Origin of the sequence: Rhizobium mayense (assembly GCF_030272705.1) — a bacterium.
Lineage (GTDB): Bacteria > Pseudomonadota > Alphaproteobacteria > Rhizobiales > Rhizobiaceae > Rhizobium > Rhizobium mayense.
On the sequence record NZ_JARFYM010000013.1, the window covers coordinates 128,146 to 149,409 of the forward strand.

General features: G+C 61.4%; 17 protein-coding genes. 14 read left to right on the plus strand and 3 right to left on the minus strand.

Translation table 11 applies throughout. The features are described 5' to 3' along the window. Positions 1-42: 42 nt before the first annotated feature. On the minus strand, positions 43-1,602 hold the full coding sequence (locus PY649_RS17725; RefSeq protein WP_285869905.1) for an indolepyruvate oxidoreductase subunit beta family protein: 1,560 nt from the start codon (positions 1,600-1,602) through the stop codon (positions 43-45). 9 nt (positions 1,603-1,611) lie between these two features. Next, positions 1,612-3,765, minus strand: a complete 2,154-nt coding sequence (locus PY649_RS17730; protein ID WP_285869906.1) for an indolepyruvate ferredoxin oxidoreductase subunit alpha — start codon at positions 3,763-3,765, stop codon at positions 1,612-1,614. Positions 3,766-4,143: 378 nt separating this feature from the next. Here PY649_RS17730 and PY649_RS17735 point away from each other — a divergent pair, with 378 nt between their 5' ends. The 6 genes from PY649_RS17735 (at position 4,144) to PY649_RS17760 (ending at position 10,172) form a co-directional block, all read left to right on the plus strand. Beyond that, positions 4,144-5,679, plus strand: a complete 1,536-nt coding sequence (locus tag PY649_RS17735) for an ABC transporter substrate-binding protein (protein WP_285869907.1) — start codon at positions 4,144-4,146, stop codon at positions 5,677-5,679. A gap of 227 nt (positions 5,680-5,906) precedes the next feature. After that, positions 5,907-6,914 carry an ABC transporter permease gene (locus PY649_RS17740; RefSeq protein ID WP_285869908.1) on the plus strand — a complete coding sequence of 336 codons (1,008 nt, stop codon included), beginning with the start codon at positions 5,907-5,909 and terminating at the stop codon, positions 6,912-6,914. Continuing rightward, complete coding sequence (locus PY649_RS17745) at positions 6,907-7,797, plus strand: ABC transporter permease (protein WP_285869909.1); 891 nt, start codon at positions 6,907-6,909, stop codon at positions 7,795-7,797. Before PY649_RS17740 ends, PY649_RS17745 begins: the two co-directional genes overlap by 8 nt. Then, positions 7,794-8,666, plus strand: a complete 873-nt coding sequence (locus tag PY649_RS17750; protein WP_285869910.1) for an ABC transporter ATP-binding protein — start codon at positions 7,794-7,796, stop codon at positions 8,664-8,666. Before PY649_RS17745 ends, PY649_RS17750 begins: the two co-directional genes overlap by 4 nt. Beyond that, the gene (locus PY649_RS17755; protein ID WP_285869911.1) at positions 8,663-9,517 is read left to right on the plus strand and encodes an ATP-binding cassette domain-containing protein; all 855 of its coding nucleotides are present in this window, start codon (positions 8,663-8,665) and stop codon (positions 9,515-9,517) included. The genes PY649_RS17750 and PY649_RS17755 overlap by 4 nt, the downstream gene beginning before the upstream one ends. 91 nt (positions 9,518-9,608) lie before the next feature. After that, a complete protein-coding gene (locus tag PY649_RS17760) occupies positions 9,609-10,172 on the plus strand; it encodes a VOC family protein (RefSeq protein ID WP_285869912.1) in 564 nt (187 codons plus the stop codon). 33 nt (positions 10,173-10,205) lie between these two features. Here the strand turns inward: PY649_RS17760 and PY649_RS17765 are convergent, their stop codons facing one another. After that, on the minus strand, positions 10,206-11,819 hold the full coding sequence (locus PY649_RS17765; protein ID WP_285869913.1) for an AMP-binding protein: 1,614 nt from the start codon (positions 11,817-11,819) through the stop codon (positions 10,206-10,208). Between the two features lie 302 nt (positions 11,820-12,121). Here PY649_RS17765 and PY649_RS17770 point away from each other — a divergent pair, with 302 nt between their 5' ends. The 8 genes from PY649_RS17770 to PY649_RS17805 are packed head-to-tail and all read left to right on the plus strand — an operon-like array spanning position 12,122 to position 21,259. Beyond that, complete coding sequence (locus PY649_RS17770) at positions 12,122-14,440, plus strand: bifunctional salicylyl-CoA 5-hydroxylase/oxidoreductase (RefSeq protein WP_285869914.1); 2,319 nt, start codon at positions 12,122-12,124, stop codon at positions 14,438-14,440. A 7-nt stretch (positions 14,441-14,447) separates the two neighbouring features. Further along, on the plus strand, positions 14,448-15,236 hold the full coding sequence (locus PY649_RS17775; RefSeq protein WP_285869915.1) for an SDR family NAD(P)-dependent oxidoreductase: 789 nt from the start codon (positions 14,448-14,450) through the stop codon (positions 15,234-15,236). After that, positions 15,233-16,084 (plus strand): enoyl-CoA hydratase family protein, encoded by an 852-nt coding sequence (locus PY649_RS17780; protein ID WP_285869916.1) that lies wholly within the window; start codon positions 15,233-15,235, stop codon positions 16,082-16,084. The genes PY649_RS17775 and PY649_RS17780 overlap by 4 nt, the downstream gene beginning before the upstream one ends. Before the next feature lie 4 nt (positions 16,085-16,088). After that, the gene (locus PY649_RS17785) at positions 16,089-17,270 is read left to right on the plus strand and encodes an acyl-CoA dehydrogenase family protein (RefSeq protein WP_285869917.1); all 1,182 of its coding nucleotides are present in this window, start codon (positions 16,089-16,091) and stop codon (positions 17,268-17,270) included. A 14-nt stretch (positions 17,271-17,284) separates the two neighbouring features. After that, the gene (locus tag PY649_RS17790) at positions 17,285-18,466 is read left to right on the plus strand and encodes an acyl-CoA dehydrogenase (protein WP_285869918.1); all 1,182 of its coding nucleotides are present in this window, start codon (positions 17,285-17,287) and stop codon (positions 18,464-18,466) included. 8 nt (positions 18,467-18,474) lie between these two features. Further along, the gene (locus tag PY649_RS17795) at positions 18,475-18,906 is read left to right on the plus strand and encodes an acyl-CoA thioesterase (protein ID WP_285869919.1); all 432 of its coding nucleotides are present in this window, start codon (positions 18,475-18,477) and stop codon (positions 18,904-18,906) included. Beyond that, positions 18,884-19,279, plus strand: a complete 396-nt coding sequence (locus tag PY649_RS17800) for a RidA family protein (protein WP_285869920.1) — start codon at positions 18,884-18,886, stop codon at positions 19,277-19,279. The genes PY649_RS17795 and PY649_RS17800 overlap by 23 nt, the downstream gene beginning before the upstream one ends. A 12-nt stretch (positions 19,280-19,291) precedes the next feature. Next, positions 19,292-21,259 carry a 3-hydroxyacyl-CoA dehydrogenase NAD-binding domain-containing protein gene (locus PY649_RS17805; protein WP_285869921.1) on the plus strand — a complete coding sequence of 656 codons (1,968 nt, stop codon included), beginning with the start codon at positions 19,292-19,294 and terminating at the stop codon, positions 21,257-21,259. Positions 21,260-21,264 lie beyond the last annotated feature (5 nt).

Genomic DNA, 21,264 nt, shown 5'->3' on the forward strand with positions numbered 1-21,264 from the left:
CTTAGCACACGATTGTTACACTGTAATACACTTTCTGCAATTTCACAGCGTCGCCACCGTCTTCAGCGCCCCGTCCAGCTCAATCCCCTTCTCGTCCAGCAGCGCCGCCTGTCTCAGCCGACGCATCCAAGCTGCCCCATCATCCCGATCGCGAAGCATCGACAGTGCAGACATCACCCGATCGAATTTCGACAGGCCGCGCGCATGCGTGTCGGAATAGCCTTTGACCAGACGGCGATTGTCAAGGACTTCGACGGCGAGATCGTAATTCGTACCGAGCAGGTTGGTCGCGGCTGCGAGCCAAGCCTCCCGATGCTTGACTTCACGCATATGGCGGAGCGTGCCCCGGCGGGTTCGGCGCAGCGCTGAGACGACGTAGAGCCCGAGGAACCAGAAGAGCGTGCCGGTCTGCACACGGCGGCCCTTGTTGACCATGCGGTCTAGGCGGCTAAAAAGCGCCGGCCGGCTCTCGATCCAAAGGCCGAGGCCTTTCGGCAAGGTGCCGCAGACCTCTTCCATGCGCGGATGCATATATTCGGTCATATAAACGATCTGGTCGTCCTTGGCGCCGACTTCCTTGCGCACACGATCGAAGCGCGAAGCCCTCACTTTCAGATCGGCAACCCGGATGACATCGTCATAGGCCATGGCAACCGCGGTATATTTCGCCGCCTGCACAGTAAAAGCGAAATCCTTGGCCGCACCGCCGGCTTTGCGATCAATCGCATGGAGTGCCGCAACGCGGGTCAGGTACTCATCGGCATAGGCTGGGTCCTGATAGTCCGTGAGTTTCTTGACGCCGGCAAACAGCAGCTGCCGCGCCTCCTTCGGAAATTCGGCACGGATGCGATGCACCAGACGGTCGAGCGCCGGATGGCCGGCTGTTTCCGGCAAGGCATCGAAATGTTTCGGCGGTGTCGCGGAAACCGCATCGCGCGGCTTGTCCTTGGCCCGATCGAATGCGGCATTGAAAGCCTTCAGGCTGGGTTCTATGCCCTTGCCGCCGGCGCGGATCATCGCTTCAAAGGCCTGTTTGGCGAAAGGCAGCGCCCCCGAGGCCGCGAGCGCACCGAACATCGAAGCGGAAATCACGCTGCCGTTCTTGACGGCAAGCGTCTCCATGTCGAAAGCGATGGTGCGCTTGGCAGCAAATTCCGTAGCGTCGACCACCACTTCCGGATTGCCGATACCATCGCCCGGCTTCTCCTTTTCACCGACGGCGAAGGAACGATGGGTCGAGGCAATCAGCACGGTCTTGTCGGGCGTTACCAGGCCACGCAGCACGGAGCGGCCGGCTTCCATCAGCTCCGCAGCCATGACGACATCGACATCGCCCGGTGTCGGCATCAGCGAGAAGATCGGCGCATGTCCGTCGCGGGCCGGCAGCATCTCGATATAGTAGATCGTCGCGCCCGTGCGCTGCGCTACGCCTGGAACAGAGGTGGTCTGCGCCATCCAGCCCTCGGCTTCGGCAAGGCCGACGATCCAGTCGGCCAAAACACCGCCGCCCTGCCCGCCCATGGCGAGGATGGCCAGTGACAGCGGCTTGTCGGTCGACAGACGTTGGGTGCCGATATCGGTCATGCTGACATGCTCGTTCATATCGATCCCTCAATCCGCAAAGACGATGCGGCCGGCCTGGCGGCGGGCCTGCAGCCAGCCGATGACGGCGGCGCGCATGCGGGCAAGGAAGCGATCCCAGCCAGTGGGATTATGGATGATATCGGCGCGATAGAAGGAGGGACAGAGAACCGCCGCCTCCGCTACCTCGCCGCAATTGCCGCAGCCAACGCAATTGTTGTCGACCGCCGCCACTGGGTCGTCCTTCAGCGGATCGTCGGTGTGCTTGACCGACAGCGACGGACAGCCGGAAAGACGGATGCAGGCGTGATCGCCGGTGCACACATCCTCATCGACGCCGAAGCGCTCCTTGACCATGCGTTGGCCGTCCTTCACCGCCTTGGCGAATTGCGGCTTCACACGCCGCTGCTTGTTCAGCATGCATTCCGACGAGGCGACGATGATCTTCGGGCCTGGCTCCTTCGAGGTCAGTGCCTCGCGTAGCGTGTCGCGCATCTTGCCGACATCATAGGTGCGGTCGATCTGCCGAACCCAGGTGGCGCCAATGCCCTTGACGGCGTTGACGATGGAATTGTTGGTCTTGCGGCGCGGGTTCAAGGCGCGCGAAGACGGGATATCCTGCCCGCCGGTCGCCGCCGAATAATAGTTGTCGACGACCAGGATGACGCCGTCCTGCTTGTTGAAGACGGCATTGCCGACCGAGGTCGCCAGGCCGTTGTGCCAGAAGCCGCCATCGCCCATCACGGAGATGGCGCGCTTGTCGGCGGCGACATTGAAGGCGGAAGCGGCGGCCGGGCCGAGGCCGTAGCCCATCGTCGTGCTGCCGATGTTGAAGGGCGGCAGGATCGAGAACAGGTGGCATCCGATATCGCCGGAGATGTGATGTTGACCAAGTTCGTTCTCGACCAGCTTCATCGCCGCAAAGATTGGTCTTTCGGGACAGCCGATGCAGAAACCCGGTGGGCGCGGCGGCACGACTTCGGCCAGCGCTTTGACCTTCGGGTCGTTGAGAACGGGCGTCGGGTCCGGCAAAGGCGGCTGGTTGCCAAGCAACACACGCTGATGCGTCTCAAGGAAGGCTTTGATGCCCCTCGTCAGCACCGGCGGTGTATATTCACCGCCCATCGGCAGGACGTCCTTGCCGGAAACCTTGGTCTGGATATCGCGGCGGCGCAGGATGGTGTTGAGCGATTGCTCGATATATTCCGGCGCCCCCTCTTCGACCATCAGCACGGCCTTCTTGTTCGCGCAGAACTCGGCCATCTGATCGTCGACCAGCGGATAAGCGACATTGAGGACATAAAGCGGCATCGCGGAGTTGCCGTAGACATCGGCAAGGCCGAGCTGCTGCAGCGCTCGCATGACGCCGTTGTACATGCCGCCGAGGAGGATGATGCCGACTTCGCCTTCGGACGGACCGAAATATTCGTTGAGCTGGCGCCTCTTGATGAATTCGACAGCGGCCGGCCAGCGTTTTTCCAGCTTCTCCTTCTCATGCAGGAAGGAGGCCGGCGGCAGCACGATGCGGTTGACGTCGCGCACCGGATTTTCCAACGCCTGCTTGAGCGTATATTTCGGCCGCTTGTTGTCCTTGGCTTCAAACTGGCCGTGAACATGGCAGCTGCGAATACCCACCTGCAGCATGACCGGCGTGTTGGAGGCTTCCGACAGTTCGAAGCCCTCCTCGACCGCCTGCACGATCGAGGGCAGGTTCGGGCGCGGATTGAGCAGCCACATCTGCGATTTCATCGCATAGGCATGGCTGCGCTCCTGCATGATCGAAGAGCCTTCGCCGTAATCTTCGCCGATGATGATCAGCGCGCCGCCGGTGACGCCGCCGGACGACAGGTTGGAGAGCGCATCGGAGGCAACATTGGTGCCCGCAGTCGATTTCCAGGTGACGGCGCCTCGTACCGGATACATGACAGAGGCCGACAGCATGGCAGCAGCGGCTGCTTCTGAGGCCGAGGTCTCGAAGTGGACGCCCAGGTCTTCCATCACATCCTTGGCGTCGGCGAGCACGTCCATGAGATGGGAAATCGGCGATCCCTGATAACCGCCGACATAGGAAACACCGGACTGCAACAACGCTTTGGTGATCGCGAGAATGCCTTCGCCGCGGAAGGTGTCACCCTCCCCGAGCTTCAGATCCTCGACTTCGCGCGCAAACGACCGTTCGGCCATCGAAGTTACCCCTTTGCCCTATCGGGCTTGTTCTTAAATCATTTGCAAAATCATATTTTGAACCTCGTCCGACTGTCAATGAACAAATAGGAAACTCTGCAATCCATACGAATGTCCGGAGCATATGCAGGTTGAGGCTCGGGAAAAATGCCATCCTAAGTCATAAATGACGAACGTACATATATGCGTATGCATAGATTGTAGGACTCTATCCTCGAAACCGCCATCCGTAAGCTCGCTCGGAATCTGCGAAATGCCCAGAGAAAGCGCTTGCCGGTTCAAAAGCCTTATTTTAAGATTAAAACATTCCGACAATAAATCGCCAGTGGTAGGCGGGCTTCGTGCTTTTCTACCGCTTAACAGGGGAACGGAGTGACCATGACAACGCTTACTCGGCGCGAGGCATTGAGCCTCGGCGCAGCTGCTTTCATTACTGGGATTCTCGCGGGCAGGACGAGCGTGGAAGCGGCTGAAGCCGGCACGCTAACGATTGCTTTCAACGTCAATTTGCCCTCTTTCGACCCGACCACCGGCCCATCGGCGGTCAATCCGACGATCCAGGCGATCTATCGGTCGGTCTTCGACCAGTTCATCGGCCAGGGCCCGGATCTGAAATTCCAGCCGGGATTGCTCACCGCCTGGGGCTGGAATGACGACAAGACAAAGGTCTGGATGGATGTCCGCGAGGGCGTGACCTGGCACGACGGCTCCAAATTCACACCCGACGACATCGTCTGGTCGCTGGAGCGCGCCGCCAAGCAGGAGACCGGCAACCCGATCCAGTTCATCTGGTCGACGGCCAACAATTATAAAGTGGAAGGCAATCGCATCACCGGCGACGTCGTCCGCTTCGAGCCGACTTACTTTAAGTGGATGGCCTTCCTGACGGGCTATGTCCTGCCGAAGGACTATTACACAAAGGTCGGCGCGGAAGGCTTTGAAAAGAAGCCCGTCGGCACCGGCCCGTATATGGTCGACGCCTATGAAGGCAATTCCTACCTGCGGCTGAAGGCCAATCCCAAATATTTCGGCGGCGAGCCGGCCTTCGACACGGTCATCTTCAAATTCGTGCCGGATACCACGAGCCGCGTAGCGGAAATCGAATCCGGCTCATCGGATGTGACGCTCGAAATTCCCTATGAGGACTTCGACCGTCTGAAGAAGAAATCGGGCCTTGCCGGCGTCGCGACGCCGATCTCCGATATCGGCATGATCTTCATCAGCAATGTCGATCCGATGCTGGACAAGAACGTCCGCCTCGCCGCCAATATGGCGATCGACAAGGACGCGATCATTAAGCGCCTGCTGCGCGGCTACGGCAAGCCGCTTTCGACGCTGGAAGCGCCGGAATACGAAGCCTACGACGCCTCCGTCAAGATTCCCTACGATCCGGAACAGGCCAAGAAGTTTCTGGCCGCCAGCGGCTACTCGCCGGAAAAGCCGGTGAAGTTCGGCATCAAGACGACCCGCGGCTTCAAGCCGAAGGATTACGAGATGATCCAGGCGATCGTCGGCATGTGGCGCAAGGTCGGCATCGAGGCGGATATCGAAGTCTACGAAATCGCCAAGCACTACGAGCTGCGCGCCGCCCATCAGCTCGGTCCGGCCGCCTTCTACAACTGGGGCAATGCCATCGGCGACCCGACGACCTCCACCGGCTTCGCCATGTTCGGCCCCTCGCCGCACTCGGCCTGGAAGACCAAGGATGTCGACGACATGCTGGGGCCGCTCTGGGTTGAAAAGGACGAGGCCAAGCGCATCGCCGGCTGGAAAGCAGCGATCAAATATATCGCAGAGCAGGGTTACGTGATCCCGCTGCTGCAATATGTCCAGCCGATCGTCTACAAGTCGAGCCTGAAAGTGACGCCGAACGTTTCGGGCGCGCTGCAGCCGACGCTGGTGTCGAAGGCTTGACATCGGCTCCGCACTTGTAGCCTTGCCCCTCACCCTAGCCCTCTCCCCGTTTTGACGGGGAGAGGGAACGACCTTTGTTCCTTCGCGCGAACACGTCGTTAGGGGTAGGCTGCGGGCGCCACTTTCCCCTTCTCTCCGTCACAACGGGGAGAAGGTGGCCGACAGGCCGGATGAGGGGCTTGAGTTCTCCGCCGGCGGACAGCGAATGCCATCGGAATTCATAACGAATGCTAGCAGTCTCCATTCTCAATCGCCTGATCATGGCCGCGGTGACGCTGTTCGGTGTGGCGTTGATCGTCTTCGTGCTGCTGCGCGTCGTGCCGGGCGATCCGATTGCGATGATGATATCGCCGGGCGCAACGCCCGCCGATATCGCCGCGCTCCGTGCCCATTACGGCCTTGACGCCAGCCTGCCGGTGCAGTTCGGCATCTGGCTGAAATCGGTTCTGTCCGGCGATTTCGGCACCTCGATCTCCTTGAAGCGCGACGTTCTCTCCCTGCTTGGCGAACGCCTGCCGGCAACGCTGGAGCTCGCCTTTGCAGCCCTTGTTCTCGCCGTTCTCCTGGGCGGTGCAGTTGCGATCATAGGCACGCTTGTCCGGCGCACGCCGCTCGAGCCCGTCATTGACAGCCTCAACGGTCTTTTTCTCGCCGTGCCGGATTTCGTCTGGGCACTCGCCCTCGTGCTGGTCCTCGGCGTTCTCTTTCCGCTCTTTCCGCTGTCCGGGCGCATCGATCCGGCAATCGACGCACAATTTGCAACACCCTTCTATCTCATCGAAAGCCTGGTGGCCCTCCGCTTTGAGATGTCAGCCGATATCGCCGCCCACATGGTCATGCCGGTGCTGGCGCTCGGACTGCCGCTCGCCGCCATTATCGCCCGCGTGTTGAAGGCGACGCTTTCGGAAGCAATGGTGCAGGACTATATCCTGCTTGCCAAACTCAAAGGCATGTCGAACCTACGGCTGGTGCTGCAGGAAGCGCTTCGCAATGCCGTCGGCCCGACAATCGCGCTCACGGGCGTGCAATTCACCTTCCTGATCGGCGGCACCGTCATCGTCGAGCGCATCTTCGCCTACCCCGGCATCGGCAACATGGCGATCGACGCCGTTATCAATCGCGACCTGCCGCTGATCCAAGGTCTTGTGCTGGTCTTCGGCGCCCTTTTCATTCTCATCAATCTGGCCGTCGACCTGCTCGTAGCCGCCTTTAATCCGAGGCTCGCCCATGGCTGATATCGCCGCGACTGCCTCCCCCAAACCGTCGCGCACGGCCAAACGCCTGCGCGCGCTGCTGTCGGAACCGAAGGTGATCTTCGGCGGTGGCTTCATCCTGATCCTGATCATCCTTGCGATCTTCGCGCCCTATATCGCGCCGAAAGATCCTCTGGAGCAGGACCTGATGTCCGGTACCCTGCCGCCCGTCTGGCTTAGCGGTTCCGATCCGGGCTTTCTCCTTGGCACGGACGATCTCGGCCGTGACGTGCTGTCACGCGCCATCTTCGGCACGCGCGTCGCTCTGACCGTCGCCTTTGTCGCCGCGGGGCTGGCAGCCCTGATCGGTACGCTGCTCGGCCTCTTCGCTGGCTGGTATGGCGGCTGGATCGACAGGGTGATCTCTCGCCTCGTCGACATCTGGATGGCTTTTCCGCCTGTGCTGCTGTCGATCCTGCTGGTCGCCGTTTTCGGCTCCGGCGTGCATTCGGTCATCGCCGCCATCGTCATCATCGACTGGACGCGCTTCTGCCGAGTCATACGCTCTGAAACCCAGGCCCAGGCCCAGATGGACTATGTCACCGCCGCCCGCACCATCGGCTTCTCTCGCGCAAAAATCCTGTTCAGCGAAATCTTGCCGAATGTCGCGCCGGTTCTGATCGCCCTCGTCAGCCTGGAAATGGGCATCGCCGTCATCGTCGAAGCCATCCTTTCCTTCGTCGGGCTATCGGTCTCCTCGGACACGCCGACCTGGGGCGGCATGATCGCCCAAGGACGGCAGATCATCTATGACGGCTGGTGGGTGCTCGTCGTGCCGCTTATCGCCCTCTTTGCAACGGTGCTCGCCTTCAACCAACTCGGCGACGGCCTGCGCCGTGCCCTTGATCCGGTGATGCGCCGATGACCGAGCCACTTCTTTCTATTAGGGCGTTGAGCGCTGTTTCCGATCGCGATAACGGCGCACCGATCCTGCGGGACATCGCGCTGACACTGGAGCGCGGCGAAGTGCGTGGCCTCGTCGGCGAAAGCGGCGCCGGCAAATCGACTATTGCCAAAGCCTTGCTCGGTATTCTGCCGCGCACCGTGCGCGTTACCAGCGGCTCTATTCTGTTCGAAAGCCGCGATCTGCTGAAACTGCCCGCGAGAGACCTTCGCGACATCATGGGCAACGAGATTTCGCTGATCCCGCAGGACCCACAGACCGCCCTCAATCCCGGTCGCCGCATCGAGGCGCAACTGACCGACGGCTTGCGGCTGAAGCGCGGCCTGTCTTCGCGCGCTGCCAGGCTGCGAGCTCTGAAATTGCTGGAAGAAGTCCATATCCACGATCCAGAACGTGTGCTGCGCGCCTATCCGCACGAGCTTTCCGGCGGCATGCGCCAACGCATCTTGATCGCCGCCGCCTTCGCGCTGGAGCCGAAACTGGTGGTCGCCGACGAGCCGACCACGGCTCTTGATGTCACCGTGCAGAAACAAATCCTGCGGCTGATCCGCGGCCTGCAGGAGGCGCATGGCACCGCCGTCATCTTCGTCACACACGATCTCGGTGTCGTCGCACAGATCTGCGATACCGTCACCCTGCTTTATGCCGGCAAGGTCATCGAGGAAGGCCGCACTGCCGAGGTGCTCGGCAATCCCCAACACATCTACACCAAATCCCTCATAGCCGCCGGCCCGCGCTATGACCGGCCTGATGCCGGGCTGACTCCGGTGCCGCAAGCGGTCTTCGAACAATTGCGCCATGAAATCGGCATTCGGGAGGACGGAAGATGAGTCAATCCGACATTCTCCTTTCCGCAAAAGGCATTGACGTCATCTACGGCGCCAAACGCCATCTGTTTGGCCCGCCTGGCGTCGGCATCAAGGTGCTGCACAGCGTCGATATCGAAATCCGCCGCGCCGAAACCGTCGGCATCGTCGGCGAAAGCGGTTCTGGCAAGACGACGCTTGGACGGGCGTTGCTGCGGCTGGTCGACCTCTCCGCCGGCGCGATCCATTTTGATGGCAAGGATATCACCCATATGCCGGACACCGAGATGCGGCCGCTCCGGCGGCGCATGCAGATGATCTTCCAGGACCCGATGGCGTCACTCAATCCGCGCCATACGATCCGCCGCATCCTGGTCGAACCGCTGCTCCTGCACGGGCTGGCAACCGACCGGCAGGCCGCCGAACGCCGCGTCGCCGCAATCCTCGACCGGGTGACGCTGCCGCATGCCTGTCTCGACCGCAATCCGCATGAACTTTCCGGCGGCCAGCGCCAGCGCATCGGTATCGCCCGCGCCGCTCTGCTGGAGCCTGACTTCGTGCTTGCGGACGAAATCGTCTCGGGCCTCGATGTCTCGACGCAGGCGCAGGTGCTGAATTTGCTGAAGGAGCTTTCCCGCGATCTGGGCCTGTCCATGGCCTTCATCAGCCACGACCTTTCCGTCATCCGCGCCGTCTGCAATCGCGTCTATGTGATGCGCCAGGGCCGAGTCGTGGAAGAAGGTGATTGCGAGCGTGTCTTTGCCGCGCCCGCCTCCAACTATACCCGCACGCTACTGGACGCCATTCCCCTACCGGAAATCGACCCGAAGTGGCTCGGCCGCGAGAGCTTGATGGAAGAAACGTCCGGAGCTTGAATCATCGCCCGAAAGGGGCGCAAAGCTGGCACTTGAGCCGCAGGTACCAGCGAGAGGGCAACAACAGCGGCATACAGCAAGGGGAGGCACTATGAAATACCCTGTGTCAGCAGCGACAAAAGGCACCGGGCTGCCTGGTCTTCGTGGTCACGACCATACGGGGCTTACGGTGCCGGATATGGAGCAGGCAATCGATTTCTTCGAGAATGTGCTCGGCTGCCAGGTCATAATGTCGTTCGGGCCGTTTGCTGATGACAAGGGCACATTCATGACCGATCTGCTCGGTGTCGACCCCAAGGCTGTAATAAAGCAGATAACACAAGTTCGATGCGGTTTCGGATCGAACATAGAACTGTTCGAATACTCAGCATCCGATCAGCGGGACCTCAAACAGAAGAACAGCGACATCGGTGCGTTTCATATCTCGCTTTACGTCGACGACATTGATGCGGCGAAGGCTTATCTGGACAGCAAGAACATTGACACGCGGCTAGGACCGTTGCCAATCACAGATGGCCCGGCAGCAGGCCAGTCCATCCTTTACTTCCAAGCACCATGGGGTTTGCAATTCGAGGCAATCAGCTATCCGAAGGGCATGGCTTATGAAAAAGGCGCCGAAACTCTGCTGTGGAATCCGAAACATCCGGGCAAGTGAGACCAGGCGGGAAACCGCCGCCTGACGGTGTCTTTAGCTACGCAGGCGGAAGCGCTGTATCTTCCCGGATTCGGTCTTCGGCAGGGCTTCGACGAAGACGATTGACCGGGGATATTTATAGGGCGCGATCACTGCTTTGACGTGATCCTGCAACGTCTTCACCAACAAATCCGAGCCGTTGATGCCAGGCATCAGCACCACATGCGCCTGAACGATATGGCCACGATCTTCGTCCGGCTTGCCGATGACGGCGCATTCCATCACGTCGGCATGCGATAGAAGTGCCGCCTCCACCTCCGGCCCGGCGATATTGTAGCCGGCGGAAAGAATTATATCGTCGGAGCGCGCGGCGAAATGGAAGTAGCCGTCTTCATCCTCGATGAAGCTGTCCCCGGTCAGGTTCCAGCCGTCTCTCACGTAGTCGGCCTGACGGTGGTCGGCGAGATAGCGGCAGCCAATCGGGCCGCGTACCGCGAGCTTGCCGATCGTGCCGCGCGGGACCACGTTCATCTCGTCGTCGACGACGCGCGCCTCATATCCCGTGAGCGGCTTGCCGGTGCAATGAGGCTTGGCGTCATCGACCCGGTTGGAAATGAAAACATGCAGCAGCTCGGTCGAGCCGATACCATCGAGGATCGGCTTGCCGGTCTTTCGCGTCCACTCTTCGAAGATCGGCCCCGGCAGCGTCTCGCCGGCGGAAACTGCAATCCGAAGCGAGGAAAGATCCGCCCCCTCCTCCATCGCGGCCAGCATGGCGCGGTAGGCGGTCGGTGCGGTGAAACTGATCGTCGCCCCATATTCCTGGATGATCTCGACCATGTTCTTCGGCGAGGCGTTTTCCAGCAGCGCCGTCGATGCCCCGAACCGCAGCGGGAAGACGACGAGACCGCCAAGCCCGAAGGTAAAGGCGATTGGCGGCGAGCCGATAAACACATCCTCTGGCGTCACCTGGAGGACTTCCTTGGCGTAGGCATCGGCGATGATGAGGATATCCCGGTGGAAATGCATCGTGGCCTTGGGAACGCCCGTCGACCCCGAGGTGAAGCCGAGCAGCGCCACATCATCCCGCCCTGTCTTCGCTGCCTCGAAACGCACCGGCTTGTTGAGCGCGATGCGATCAAGCTCGGCATCGTGATTGGCGGTGCCGTCAAAACCGACGACCTGCTTCAGAAACCGGCTGTCCTTCGCCGCGGCAACCAGTTCTTCCAGCAGCCTCGTATCACAGAGCGCGAAGGAGATTTCCGCTTTGTCGATGATCTTCGAAAGCTCGCCGGCTCTGAGCATCGGCATGGTGTTGACAGCAACGGCGCCGACCTTGGTCACCGCCAGCCAGCAGGCAATCATCGCCGGATTGTTGCCCGAGCGGATGAGAACGCGATTGCCGGGCTTGATACCGAAATTCTCGACGAGCGCACGAGCGATGCGATTGGTCCAGTCAGCAAGCTCCTTGTAAGTGCGCCGGCGGCCATTGCCGATCAGCGCCACGTGATCGCCGAAACCACGCTCGACCATGCGGTCGCTGAGTTCGACACCCGCATTCAACCATTCGGGATAGTCGAAGCCGTCCAGCAAAAACTCCGGCCATTCCCCCGCCGGCGGCAGGTTGTCGCGCGTGAATGTATCGGCATGACCGGTCGGTCCAAGCATGGTTCGCTCCCGCATTCCTCTCGACCCAATTCGCGAACCCACGCCGATCTCCAGGCGGCATGTGCAGCGTTGCCGAAAATGATTGCACCGAAGACGTAAATGTTCAAGCAAGAAATTTTAAGCCTAAAATAATATTGCTTATGTGTTGATTCAAAAACATATTTCGATCTCATTGTTCCATCGGGATCGTTTTTCGCGCGGAGACTTCCGCAAGACAACTCTTGACGAACGGCAGCGACAAGATATTTTAAACTTAAATAATTCGAGTGACCCCCACTTTGGTGTCACAGGAGGGATAAGCGATGAAAATCGTCTGCATCGGCGGCGGACCCGCGGGGCTCTATTTCGGGCTTCTGATGAAGAAGCTGCATCCCGAGCATTCCATCAAGGTCGTCGAGCGCAACCGCCCCTATGACACCTTCGGCTGGGGCGTAGTCTTCTCCGATGCCACCATGGTGTCGATGCGCCAATGGGATCCGGAAAGTGCAGCCGAAATCGAGGATGCCTTCAACCATTGGGATGATATCGAAGTCTGGTTCAAGGGCACGCGCCAACGCACCTCCGGTCACGGCTTCGTTGGCATTGGCCGCAAGAAGCTCTTGAATATCCTGCAGAAGCGCTGCGAGGCCCTGGGCGTCGAACTGATTTTCGAAACCGATGTCATGTCCGATCTCGATTTTCCGGACGCGGATCTGATTATCGGCTCGGATGGCCTGAACTCACGCATTCGCAACCACTATCCCGACGTCTTCCAGCCGGACATGATCACGCGGCCGAACCGTTATATCTGGCTCGGCACCAACAAGCTCTACGACGCCTTCACCTTCGATTTCCGCAAGAGCGAACACGGCTGGTTCCAGGCGCATATCTACAAGTTCGACGACAAGACCTCCACCTTCATCGTCGAAACGACCGAGGAAGCTTACCTTGCCCATGGTCTCGACAAGATGGACCAGGACGGCTCGATCGCCTTCTGCGAGAACCTGTTCTCGGAAGTGCTCGAGGGCGCTTCGCTGATGACCAATGCCCGCCATCTCCGGGGCTCGGCCTGGCTGAATTTCAACCGGCTGATCTGCGGCAAATGGAGCCATTTCAACGGCAATTCGCATGTCGTGCTGATGGGCGACGCCGCCCACACCGCTCATTTCGCCATCGGCTCCGGCACCAAGCTCGCTATTGACGACGCCATCGAACTGACGCGGCAATTCCAGATTCACGGGCACAGCAAGGAGAAGATTCCGGCTGTTCTCGAGACCTACGAGGAGATCCGCCGCGTCGACGTCGCCCGCATCCAGAATGCGGCGCGCAACGCCATGGAATGGTTCGAAGTGGTCGGGCGGCGTTATGCCGATACGCTGGAGCCCGAGCAGTTCATGTATTCGATGCTGACCCGTTCGCAGCGCATCAGCCACGAAAACCTGCGCCTGCGTGACAAGAACTGGCTCGAGGGCTACGAGCGGTGGTTCGCCAAGAAATCAGGCCTTGCAGTCGGCAACGACCGCTGCCTGCCGCCGATGTTCACGCCCTATCAACTGCGCGACGTGACGCTCGTAAACCGCATCGTCGTCTCGCCGATGGCGATGTATTCGGCGGAAAACGGCGTGATGAACGATTTCCACATCATCCATCTCGGTTCGCGCGCGCTCGGCGGCGCCGGCCTGGTCTTTGCGGAGATGACCTGCGTCACGCCGGATGCCCGCATCACCCCCGGCTGCCTCGGCCTTTGGAACGAAGAACAGGCGGCACAGTGGAGGCGGCTTGTCGATTTCGTGCATACGAACAGCGCTGCCAAGGTCGGCGTCCAGCTCGGTCATGCCGGCCGCAAGGGGGCGACAAAGGTTGCTTGGGAGGGCATCGATCAGCCGGTTGCCGAAGGCGAATGGCCGCTGATCTCAGCCTCCGCCGTCCGCTATCTCAAGAACAGTCAGATTCCGAAGGCCATGGACCGCGCCGATATGGATCGCGTCAAGGCCGATTTCGTCCGCGCGACGGAACTCGCAATCTCGACCGGCGCCGACTGGCTGGAGCTGCATTGCGCCCACGGCTATCTCCTGTCGAGCTTCCTGTCGCCGCTCACCAATCTGCGAGAGGATGAATACGGCGGCAGCCACGAAAACCGCGCCCGTTACCCCCTCGAAATCTTCCGAGCCATGCGTGCGATCTGGCCGGAGGACAAGCCCATGTCCGTGCGCCTTTCCTGCCATGACTGGACCGATGGCGGCAACACGCCGGAGGATGCGGCCATCTTTGCTGGCATGTTCAAGGATGCCGGCGCGGACCTGATCGACTGCTCATCCGGCCAGGTGTCGAAGGAGGAAAAGCCGATCTATGGCCGCCTGTTCCAGACGCCATTCTCCGACAAGATCCGCAATGAGATCGGCATTCCGACCATCGCTGTCGGTGCGATCTCGGAGGCCGACCATGCCAATTCGATCATCGCCGCCGGCCGCGCCGATCTTTGCGCTGTTGCCCGCCCGCATCTGGCCGACCCGGCCTGGTCGCTGCACGAAGCCGCCAAGATCGGCCTGACCTCGATCCCCTGGCCGAAGCAATATCTCTCCGGCAAGCTGCAATACGAAACCAATCTTGCCCGCGCGGCCGCCACCGCGCCTGCGAAGTGAGGAGCCAATGACGACGACCGGCAAACTCGCGGGCCGTCACGCCCTCGTCACCGGCGCCGGCAGCGGCATCGGGGCCGCGATTGCGCAGGCGCTCGCTGTCGAGGGTGCACGCGTGACGCTGGCTGGGCGGAGAAGAGAACCGCTGGAGGCGGTGGCTGCCGAAATTGGCGCAAATGCCGTCGTCGTTGGCGATTTCGACGTCACCAATGCGGACGCGATCGCGAACGGCCTGCGCGTTGCCCGTGAGAAATTCGGCCCTGTCGATATTCTCATCAACAACGCCGGCGAAGCACCGAGCGCACCCTTTGAGAAGACCAGTCTGGACATGTGGAACCGCGTCCTGACGGTCGATCTCACCGGTGTTTTCTTGGTGACGCAAGCCGCACTGCCTAATCTCAAAGCCTATGGCGCCGGAGCGCGCATCATCAACATCGCCTCGACGGCGGGGCTCACCGGCTACGGCTATGTTTCCGCCTATGTCGCGGCCAAACATGGCGTCGTCGGCCTGACGCGCTCGCTGGCGCTGGAACTGGCAAAGACTGGCATTACGGTCAACGCTGTCTGCCCCGGTTTCACCGATACGCCGATCATCGAACGCTCGATTGCGACGATCGTCGCCAAGACGGGACGCACCGCAGAGCAGGCGCTATCGGAATTCACCAAATCCAATCCGCAGGGACGGCTCGTCAAACCCGAGGAGGTTGCCGACACCGTTTTGTGGCTGGCGTCGCCGGCGGCGGCATCGATCAATGGACAGGCAATCGCGGTTGCCGGTGGGGAGGTTTTAGCGGGATGAGCGATCGGGATATGACGATGCAGGGCCATCTCAAGCCCTTCAAGGACTACAGGCCGCAGCATTTCCTCTGGGAAGTCAGCGATGACGGCCGCGTGGCCACGATCCGGCTGAACCGGCCAGAACGTAAGAATCCGCTGACGTTCGACAGCTATGCCGAACTGCGTGATCTCTTCCGCGACCTTGCCTACGCATCGGATGTTCGCGCCATGGTGCTGACGGGGGCTGGCGGCAATTTCTCTTCCGGCGGCGATGTCTTCGAGATCATCGAACCGCTGACCCGTATGGCAATGCCCGAGCTTCTCGCCTTCACCCGCATGACCGGCGATCTGGTGAAGGCCATGCGCAAATGCCCGCAGCCGATCATATCCGCTGTCGACGGTATCTGCGCGGGCGCCGGCGCCATTCTCGCGATGGCCTCCGACATGCGTCTGGCAACGCCGGAAGCGAAGACCGCCTTCCTGTTCACCCGCGTCGGTCTTGCCGGCGCCGATATGGGCGCTTGCGGCATCCTGCCCCGCATCATCGGCCAGGGCCGCGCCGCCGAACTGCTCTTCACCGGCCGTTCGATGACATCGGCCGAAGGCCATGCCTGGGGTTTCTACAATAGCCTGCATGCCAGCGCCGATCTGGAGCAGGAAGCCGTCAAGCTCGCCCGTTCGCTGGCCGATGGACCATGGTTCGCGCATGGTATGACCAAGACCATGCTGAACCAGGAATGGGCGATGGGCATCGACGAAATGATTGAATCCGAGGCGCAGGCCCAGGCCGTCTGCATGGCGACCCAGGATTTCCGTCGCGCCTTCGAGGCCTTCGCCGCCAAGCGCAAGCCTGAATTCCAAGGGAACTGAGGCGATGTCCGCGAAAACCAGCCTCCCCGGTACGACTCGGGATCATCTGGACTGGCCGTTCTTCGACGAACGCCACCGGAAATTCGTGGCTGACGTGGACGCTTTTGCCAAGTCCTCCGCCATGGCCGATATCGACCATGGTGATGTCGACGGCGCCTGCCGCAAGCTCGTCAAGGCGCTTGGCGATGCCAACCTCCTCGCCGCTGCCACAGGAACCTCGGATAGCGAACCGCTGATCGATTCCCGTCTTGTCTGCCTCGCACGCGAAACGCTCGCCTGGCATGACGGCCTCGCCGATTTCGCCTTCGCCATGCAGGGCCTCGGCACCGGCGCGATCGGACTTTCCGGCTCGGCCGAGCTGCGTGCCGCCGTGTTGCCGAAAGTGCGTGCCGGCAACTGGCTTTCCGCTTTCGCGCTGTCGGAAAAGGACGCGGGCTCGGATGTCGCGGCGATGAGCTGCGCGGCCCGCGCCGATCGCGATCACTATGTCCTCGACGGTGAAAAGACCTGGATTTCCAATGGCGGGATCGCCGACGTCTACACCGTCTTTGCCCGCAGCGGCGAGGCGCCGGGCACGCGCGGTATTTCCGCCTTCGTTATCTTCGCCGATGATCCGGGTTTCTCGATCGCCGAACGCATCGAGGTAATCGCGCCGCATCCGCTGGCGACGATCCGCTTCGAGAATTGCCGCATTCCCGCGTCGCGCCGACTTGGTGCGCCGGGCGAAGGCTTCAAGATCGCCATGCGCACGCTCGATATTTTCCGCGCCTCCGTCGCCGCCGCAAGCCTTGGCTTTGCCCGGCGGGCGCTGGACGAGTCGTTGGCGCACGTTCGTACGCGGCCAATGTTCGGCGCGACACTCGGCGACCTTCAGTTGACGCAGGCCGCCCTCGGCGATATGGCGACCGGCATCGACGCAGCCGCCTTGCTCACCTATCGGGCGGCCTGGCGTCGCGACGTGCAGCACCTGCCGACGACGCGTGAGGCGGCCATGGCCAAGATGACGGCCACGGAAACCGCGCAAGCCGTCATCGACCGCGCTGTCCAGCTTTTCGGCGGGCGTGGCGTCAAGACAGGCGAAATAGCGGAAAAACTCTATCGGGAGATACGCGCGCTTCGCATCTACGAGGGTGCGACGGAGGTTCAGAAACTTATCGTCGCGCGCGAACTTCTGAAGACAAGTTGATGGGAGATACGAGCATGAGCCGCGAGATTTTCGATTGGGCCGATCCGTTCCACCTGACGGAGCAGTTGACCGATGACGAACGCATGGTGCTGGACACGGCTTACGCCTATGCGCAGGAGAAGCTCGCACCACGCGTGCTCGAAGCCTTCCGCCATGAGAAGACAGATCCGACGATCTTCCGCGAAATGGGTGAGCTCGGCTTGCTCGGCTCGACGATTTCTCCGCAGTATGGCGGCGCTGGCCTCGGTTATGTCGCCTACGGCCTGATTGCCCGCGAAGTCGAACGCGTCGACAGCGGCTATCGCTCGATGATGAGCGTGCAGTCCTCGCTCGTCATGGTGCCGATCGATGCCTTCGGCTCCGAGGCGCAGAAGCAGAAATACCTGCCGAAGCTTGCGACCGGCGAATGGATCGGTTGCTTTGGCCTGACCGAGCCGAACCATGGCTCCGACCCTGGCTCGATGGTAACCCGCGCCAAGAAGGTCGATGGCGGCTACAGCCTGACCGGCGCCAAGACCTGGATCTCTAATGCGCCGATCGCCGACGTCTTCGTCGTCTGGGCCAAAACCGAAGACGGCGTTATCAGAGGCTTCATCCTGGAAAAGGGCTGGAAGGGCCTGTCCGCCCCCGCGATCCACGGCAAAGTCGGCCTGCGCGCCTCCATAACCGGCGAAGTCGTCATGGATAATGTGTTCGTGCCGGAGGAAAACCTGCTGCCGAACGTTTCCGGCTTGAAGGGTCCGTTCACCTGCCTCAACTCGGCCCGCTTCGGCATTGCCTGGGGTGCCTTGGGCGCGGCCGAGGATTGCTATGCCAAAGCGCGGCAATATGTGCTTGATCGCAAACAGTTTGGCCGGCCGCTCGCGGCCAACCAGCTCATCCAGAAGAAGCTCGCCGACATGGTGACCGAGATTACGCTCGGCCTGCAGGGCTGCCTGCGCCTCGGCCGCATGAAGGAAGAGGGTCATCCGCCGGTGGAGCTGACCTCGATCCTGAAGCGCAACAGCTGCGGCAAGGCACTGGATATCGCCCGTGCCGCCCGCGACATGCTCGGCGGCAACGGCATTTCGGACGAGTTCGGCATCGCCCGCCATCTCGTCAATCTCGAGGTCGTCAACACTTACGAAGGCACCCACGACATTCACGCCCTCATCCTCGGCCGCGCCATTACCGGCATCGCCGCTTTTTCGAACTGAGGCCCGCCGTGGCGTTCAAAACCACCAGACCGTTGCGTTTTGGAGACTGCGATCCCTCGGGGATCGCTTACTTTCCGTCCTATATGAACATCCTTGTCGGGGTGCTGGAGGATTATTTCGCTTCGCTGGGCTTCCCCTGGAAGGCGCTGTTCAACGACCGCCGCATCGGCGTGCCGACCGTGCGGCTCGACGTCACCTTCGTGCGGCCTGGCTTCCAGGGCGACGAGCTTGAATTCGTGCTGGCGGTGCGCGGTGTAGGCCGTTCCTCGCTCGATCTGGAACATCAGGTTTCGGCGAATGGCCAGGTCCTGTGGACCGCCCGCCATCGTGTCGTTTCCACGTCCCTCGACACTCATCAATCGCTTGCATGGCCGGATGATATCCGCGCCGCACTGACCCATCATCTGGAGACGACCGATGCACACCATCCTGCAACCTGAAGGCTGGGCCAAGCCGATCGGATACGCCAACGGCATGGCGGCCACCGGCCGCATGGTGTTCGTTGGCGGCCAGGTCGGCTGGAACGCCGCCTGCGAATTCGAAAGCGACGATTTCGTCGAGCAGGTGCGCCAGACGCTGAAGAACGTCGTCGCCATCCTCGCCGAAGGCGGGGCCAAGCCGCAGCACATCACTTCGATGACCTGGTACTTCACTGACAAGAAGGAATACCTGGACAATCTGAAGGGTATCGGCCAGGTCTACCGAGAGATCATCGGCCGGCATTTCCCGGCCATGGCCGCCGTGCAGGTCGTCGCCCTCGTCGAGGATCGCGCCAAGATCGAGATCCAGGCGACCGCCGTCATTCCGGAATAGGATGAGCTGGCCATGTCGGCATTGCGCTTTTCGGATAGCATTTCGGCGACGCTGACCGATGGCGTCCTCGTCGTCACCATCGACAATCCGCCCGTCAATGCGCTCTCGGCCGATGTCCGCGCCGGTCTGATGGCGGCGGTGGATCACGCGGGGAAGGACAGCGCGATCGTTGCCCTTGTGTTGACAGGGGCCGGCAATGCCTTCATCGGTGGCGCCGACATCAAGGAATTCGGCAAGCCTCCCATCGAGCCACTGCTGCCGCAAGTCATTGCCCGCATCGAGGATTTCTCCAAGCCCGTCGTCGCAGCCATTAACGGTGTTGCCCTGGGTGGCGGCCTGGAAGTGGCGCTTGCCTGCCATAAGCGCGATGCCGTTCCCTCAGCGAAAATCGGCCTGCCGGAAGTCAAGCTCGGCATCGTTCCCGGCGCCGGCGGCACGCAGCGCCTGCCGCGTCTGGTCGGCACCATCGCTGCCATCGAACTGATTTCTAACGGACGCATCGTGTCGGCCAAGGAAGCACACGAGTTCGGTATCATCGACAACCTGACCGAAAACCCGCTGATCGATGCCGCGATTGCTAGTGCCAAGAGCGCAACAGGTCTCCCCTTGCAGCGCACTGGCACGCTGTCCGTCCCGCCGGAACCTACGGAAGCGATCGACAAGGCGGCCGCCGAAGCCTTTCGCAAGGCGCGTGGTCAGCGCGCGCCCGCCGAAGCCGTCCGTCTCGTTCGCCTCGCCGCAACGGCCTCTGTTGCAGAAGGGCTAGCCGAAGAACGCCGCACCTTCGTCGAGCTCCGCGACAGCGAAGAGGCAGCAGCACTGCGCCACGTCTTCTTCGCAGAGCGAACCGCCGGCAGGGTCGAAGGCCTGGAAATGATCGCGCCGCGCAAGATCGAAACTGTCGGCATCGTCGGCACAGGCCTCATGGGCTCCGGCATCGCGGTGGCTGCGTTGAACGCCGGTTATCGCGTCATCTGCATCGAGCAGACCCAGGAAGCCGCCGATAACGGCCGTGAGCGGATAACCGGCATCCTCAACAAAGCAGTGCAATCCGGCCGCCTCGACATGGCAGGCCGGGATGATCGCCTGAGCCGATTAGTGGTCGCCGCCGATGCACAAGGGCTGGCGCAAGCCGATCTCGTCATCGAAGCCATCTTCGATGATCTGACCGTCAAGACCGAGCTGTTCCAGCGCCTCGACGACATTGTTCGCGCCGACGCCATCCTTGCGACTAATACCAGCTACCTCGATCCGAATGCCATCGCCACCGCAACCGCTCATCCCGACCGGATCGTTGGCTTGCACTTCTTCTCGCCCGCCAACATCATGCGGCTGCTGGAAGTCGTGAATTGCGAAAAGACGGCGCCGGATGTGCTGGCAAGTGCCCTCGCCTTCGCCAAGCGCCTCGGGAAACTACCCGTCGTCTGCGGCGTCACCGAGGGCTTCATCGGCAATCGCATTTTCTCCGCCTATCGCCGTGAGGCCGAATTCATGGTGGAGGACGGCGCGCTGCCGCATGAGATCGATGCGGCACTGGAGGCCTACGGCTTCCCGATGGGCCTCTTTGCGGTCTACGACATGGCCGGACTCGAAATTGCCTGGGCGCGACGCAAACGCCAGGCGGCAACGCGCGATCCGGCCGCCCGCTATGTCGTCATCGCCGATCGCCTGTGCGAAGCCGGCCGCTTCGGTCAAAAGGCCGGGCGCGGCTGGTATGCCTATCCCGATGGCAAGCGCACCGTCGACCCGGAAGTCACGGCCATGATCGAAACCGCCCGTGCCGAAAAAAGCATTACGCCGAAGAGCTTCACCGCAGACGAAATCGTCACCCGCTTGCTGAAGGCCATGGCCGATGAGGGCGATGCGCTCCTGGCTGAGGGCATCGCCGCTCGCGCTAGCGATATCGATCTGGTGATGATCAACGGCTACGGTTTCCCGCCACACAAAGGCGGCCCGATGTTTACGGCAGGGCGCCGGTGAAAGCC

What these genes read in the sequence shown, in the direction of transcription:
- PY649_RS17725 (WP_285869905.1), bottom strand. Translation starts at nt 1,602, where the DNA reads ATGAACGAGCATGTCAGCATGACCGATATCGGCACCCAACGTCTGTCG.
- PY649_RS17730 (WP_285869906.1), bottom strand. Translation starts at nt 3,765, where the DNA reads ATGGCCGAACGGTCGTTTGCGCGCGAAGTCGAGGATCTGAAGCTCGGG.
- PY649_RS17735 (WP_285869907.1), top strand. Translation starts at nt 4,144, where the DNA reads ATGACAACGCTTACTCGGCGCGAGGCATTGAGCCTCGGCGCAGCTGCT.
- PY649_RS17740 (WP_285869908.1), top strand. Translation starts at nt 5,907, where the DNA reads ATGCTAGCAGTCTCCATTCTCAATCGCCTGATCATGGCCGCGGTGACG.
- PY649_RS17745 (WP_285869909.1), top strand. Translation starts at nt 6,907, where the DNA reads ATGGCTGATATCGCCGCGACTGCCTCCCCCAAACCGTCGCGCACGGCC.
- PY649_RS17750 (WP_285869910.1), top strand. Translation starts at nt 7,794, where the DNA reads ATGACCGAGCCACTTCTTTCTATTAGGGCGTTGAGCGCTGTTTCCGAT.
- PY649_RS17755 (WP_285869911.1), top strand. Translation starts at nt 8,663, where the DNA reads ATGAGTCAATCCGACATTCTCCTTTCCGCAAAAGGCATTGACGTCATC.
- PY649_RS17760 (WP_285869912.1), top strand. Translation starts at nt 9,609, where the DNA reads ATGAAATACCCTGTGTCAGCAGCGACAAAAGGCACCGGGCTGCCTGGT.
- PY649_RS17765 (WP_285869913.1), bottom strand. Translation starts at nt 11,819, where the DNA reads ATGCTTGGACCGACCGGTCATGCCGATACATTCACGCGCGACAACCTG.
- PY649_RS17770 (WP_285869914.1), top strand. Translation starts at nt 12,122, where the DNA reads ATGAAAATCGTCTGCATCGGCGGCGGACCCGCGGGGCTCTATTTCGGG.
- PY649_RS17775 (WP_285869915.1), top strand. Translation starts at nt 14,448, where the DNA reads ATGACGACGACCGGCAAACTCGCGGGCCGTCACGCCCTCGTCACCGGC.
- PY649_RS17780 (WP_285869916.1), top strand. Translation starts at nt 15,233, where the DNA reads ATGAGCGATCGGGATATGACGATGCAGGGCCATCTCAAGCCCTTCAAG.
- PY649_RS17785 (WP_285869917.1), top strand. Translation starts at nt 16,089, where the DNA reads ATGTCCGCGAAAACCAGCCTCCCCGGTACGACTCGGGATCATCTGGAC.
- PY649_RS17790 (WP_285869918.1), top strand. Translation starts at nt 17,285, where the DNA reads ATGAGCCGCGAGATTTTCGATTGGGCCGATCCGTTCCACCTGACGGAG.
- PY649_RS17800 (WP_285869920.1), top strand. Translation starts at nt 18,884, where the DNA reads ATGCACACCATCCTGCAACCTGAAGGCTGGGCCAAGCCGATCGGATAC.
- PY649_RS17805 (WP_285869921.1), top strand. Translation starts at nt 19,292, where the DNA reads ATGTCGGCATTGCGCTTTTCGGATAGCATTTCGGCGACGCTGACCGAT.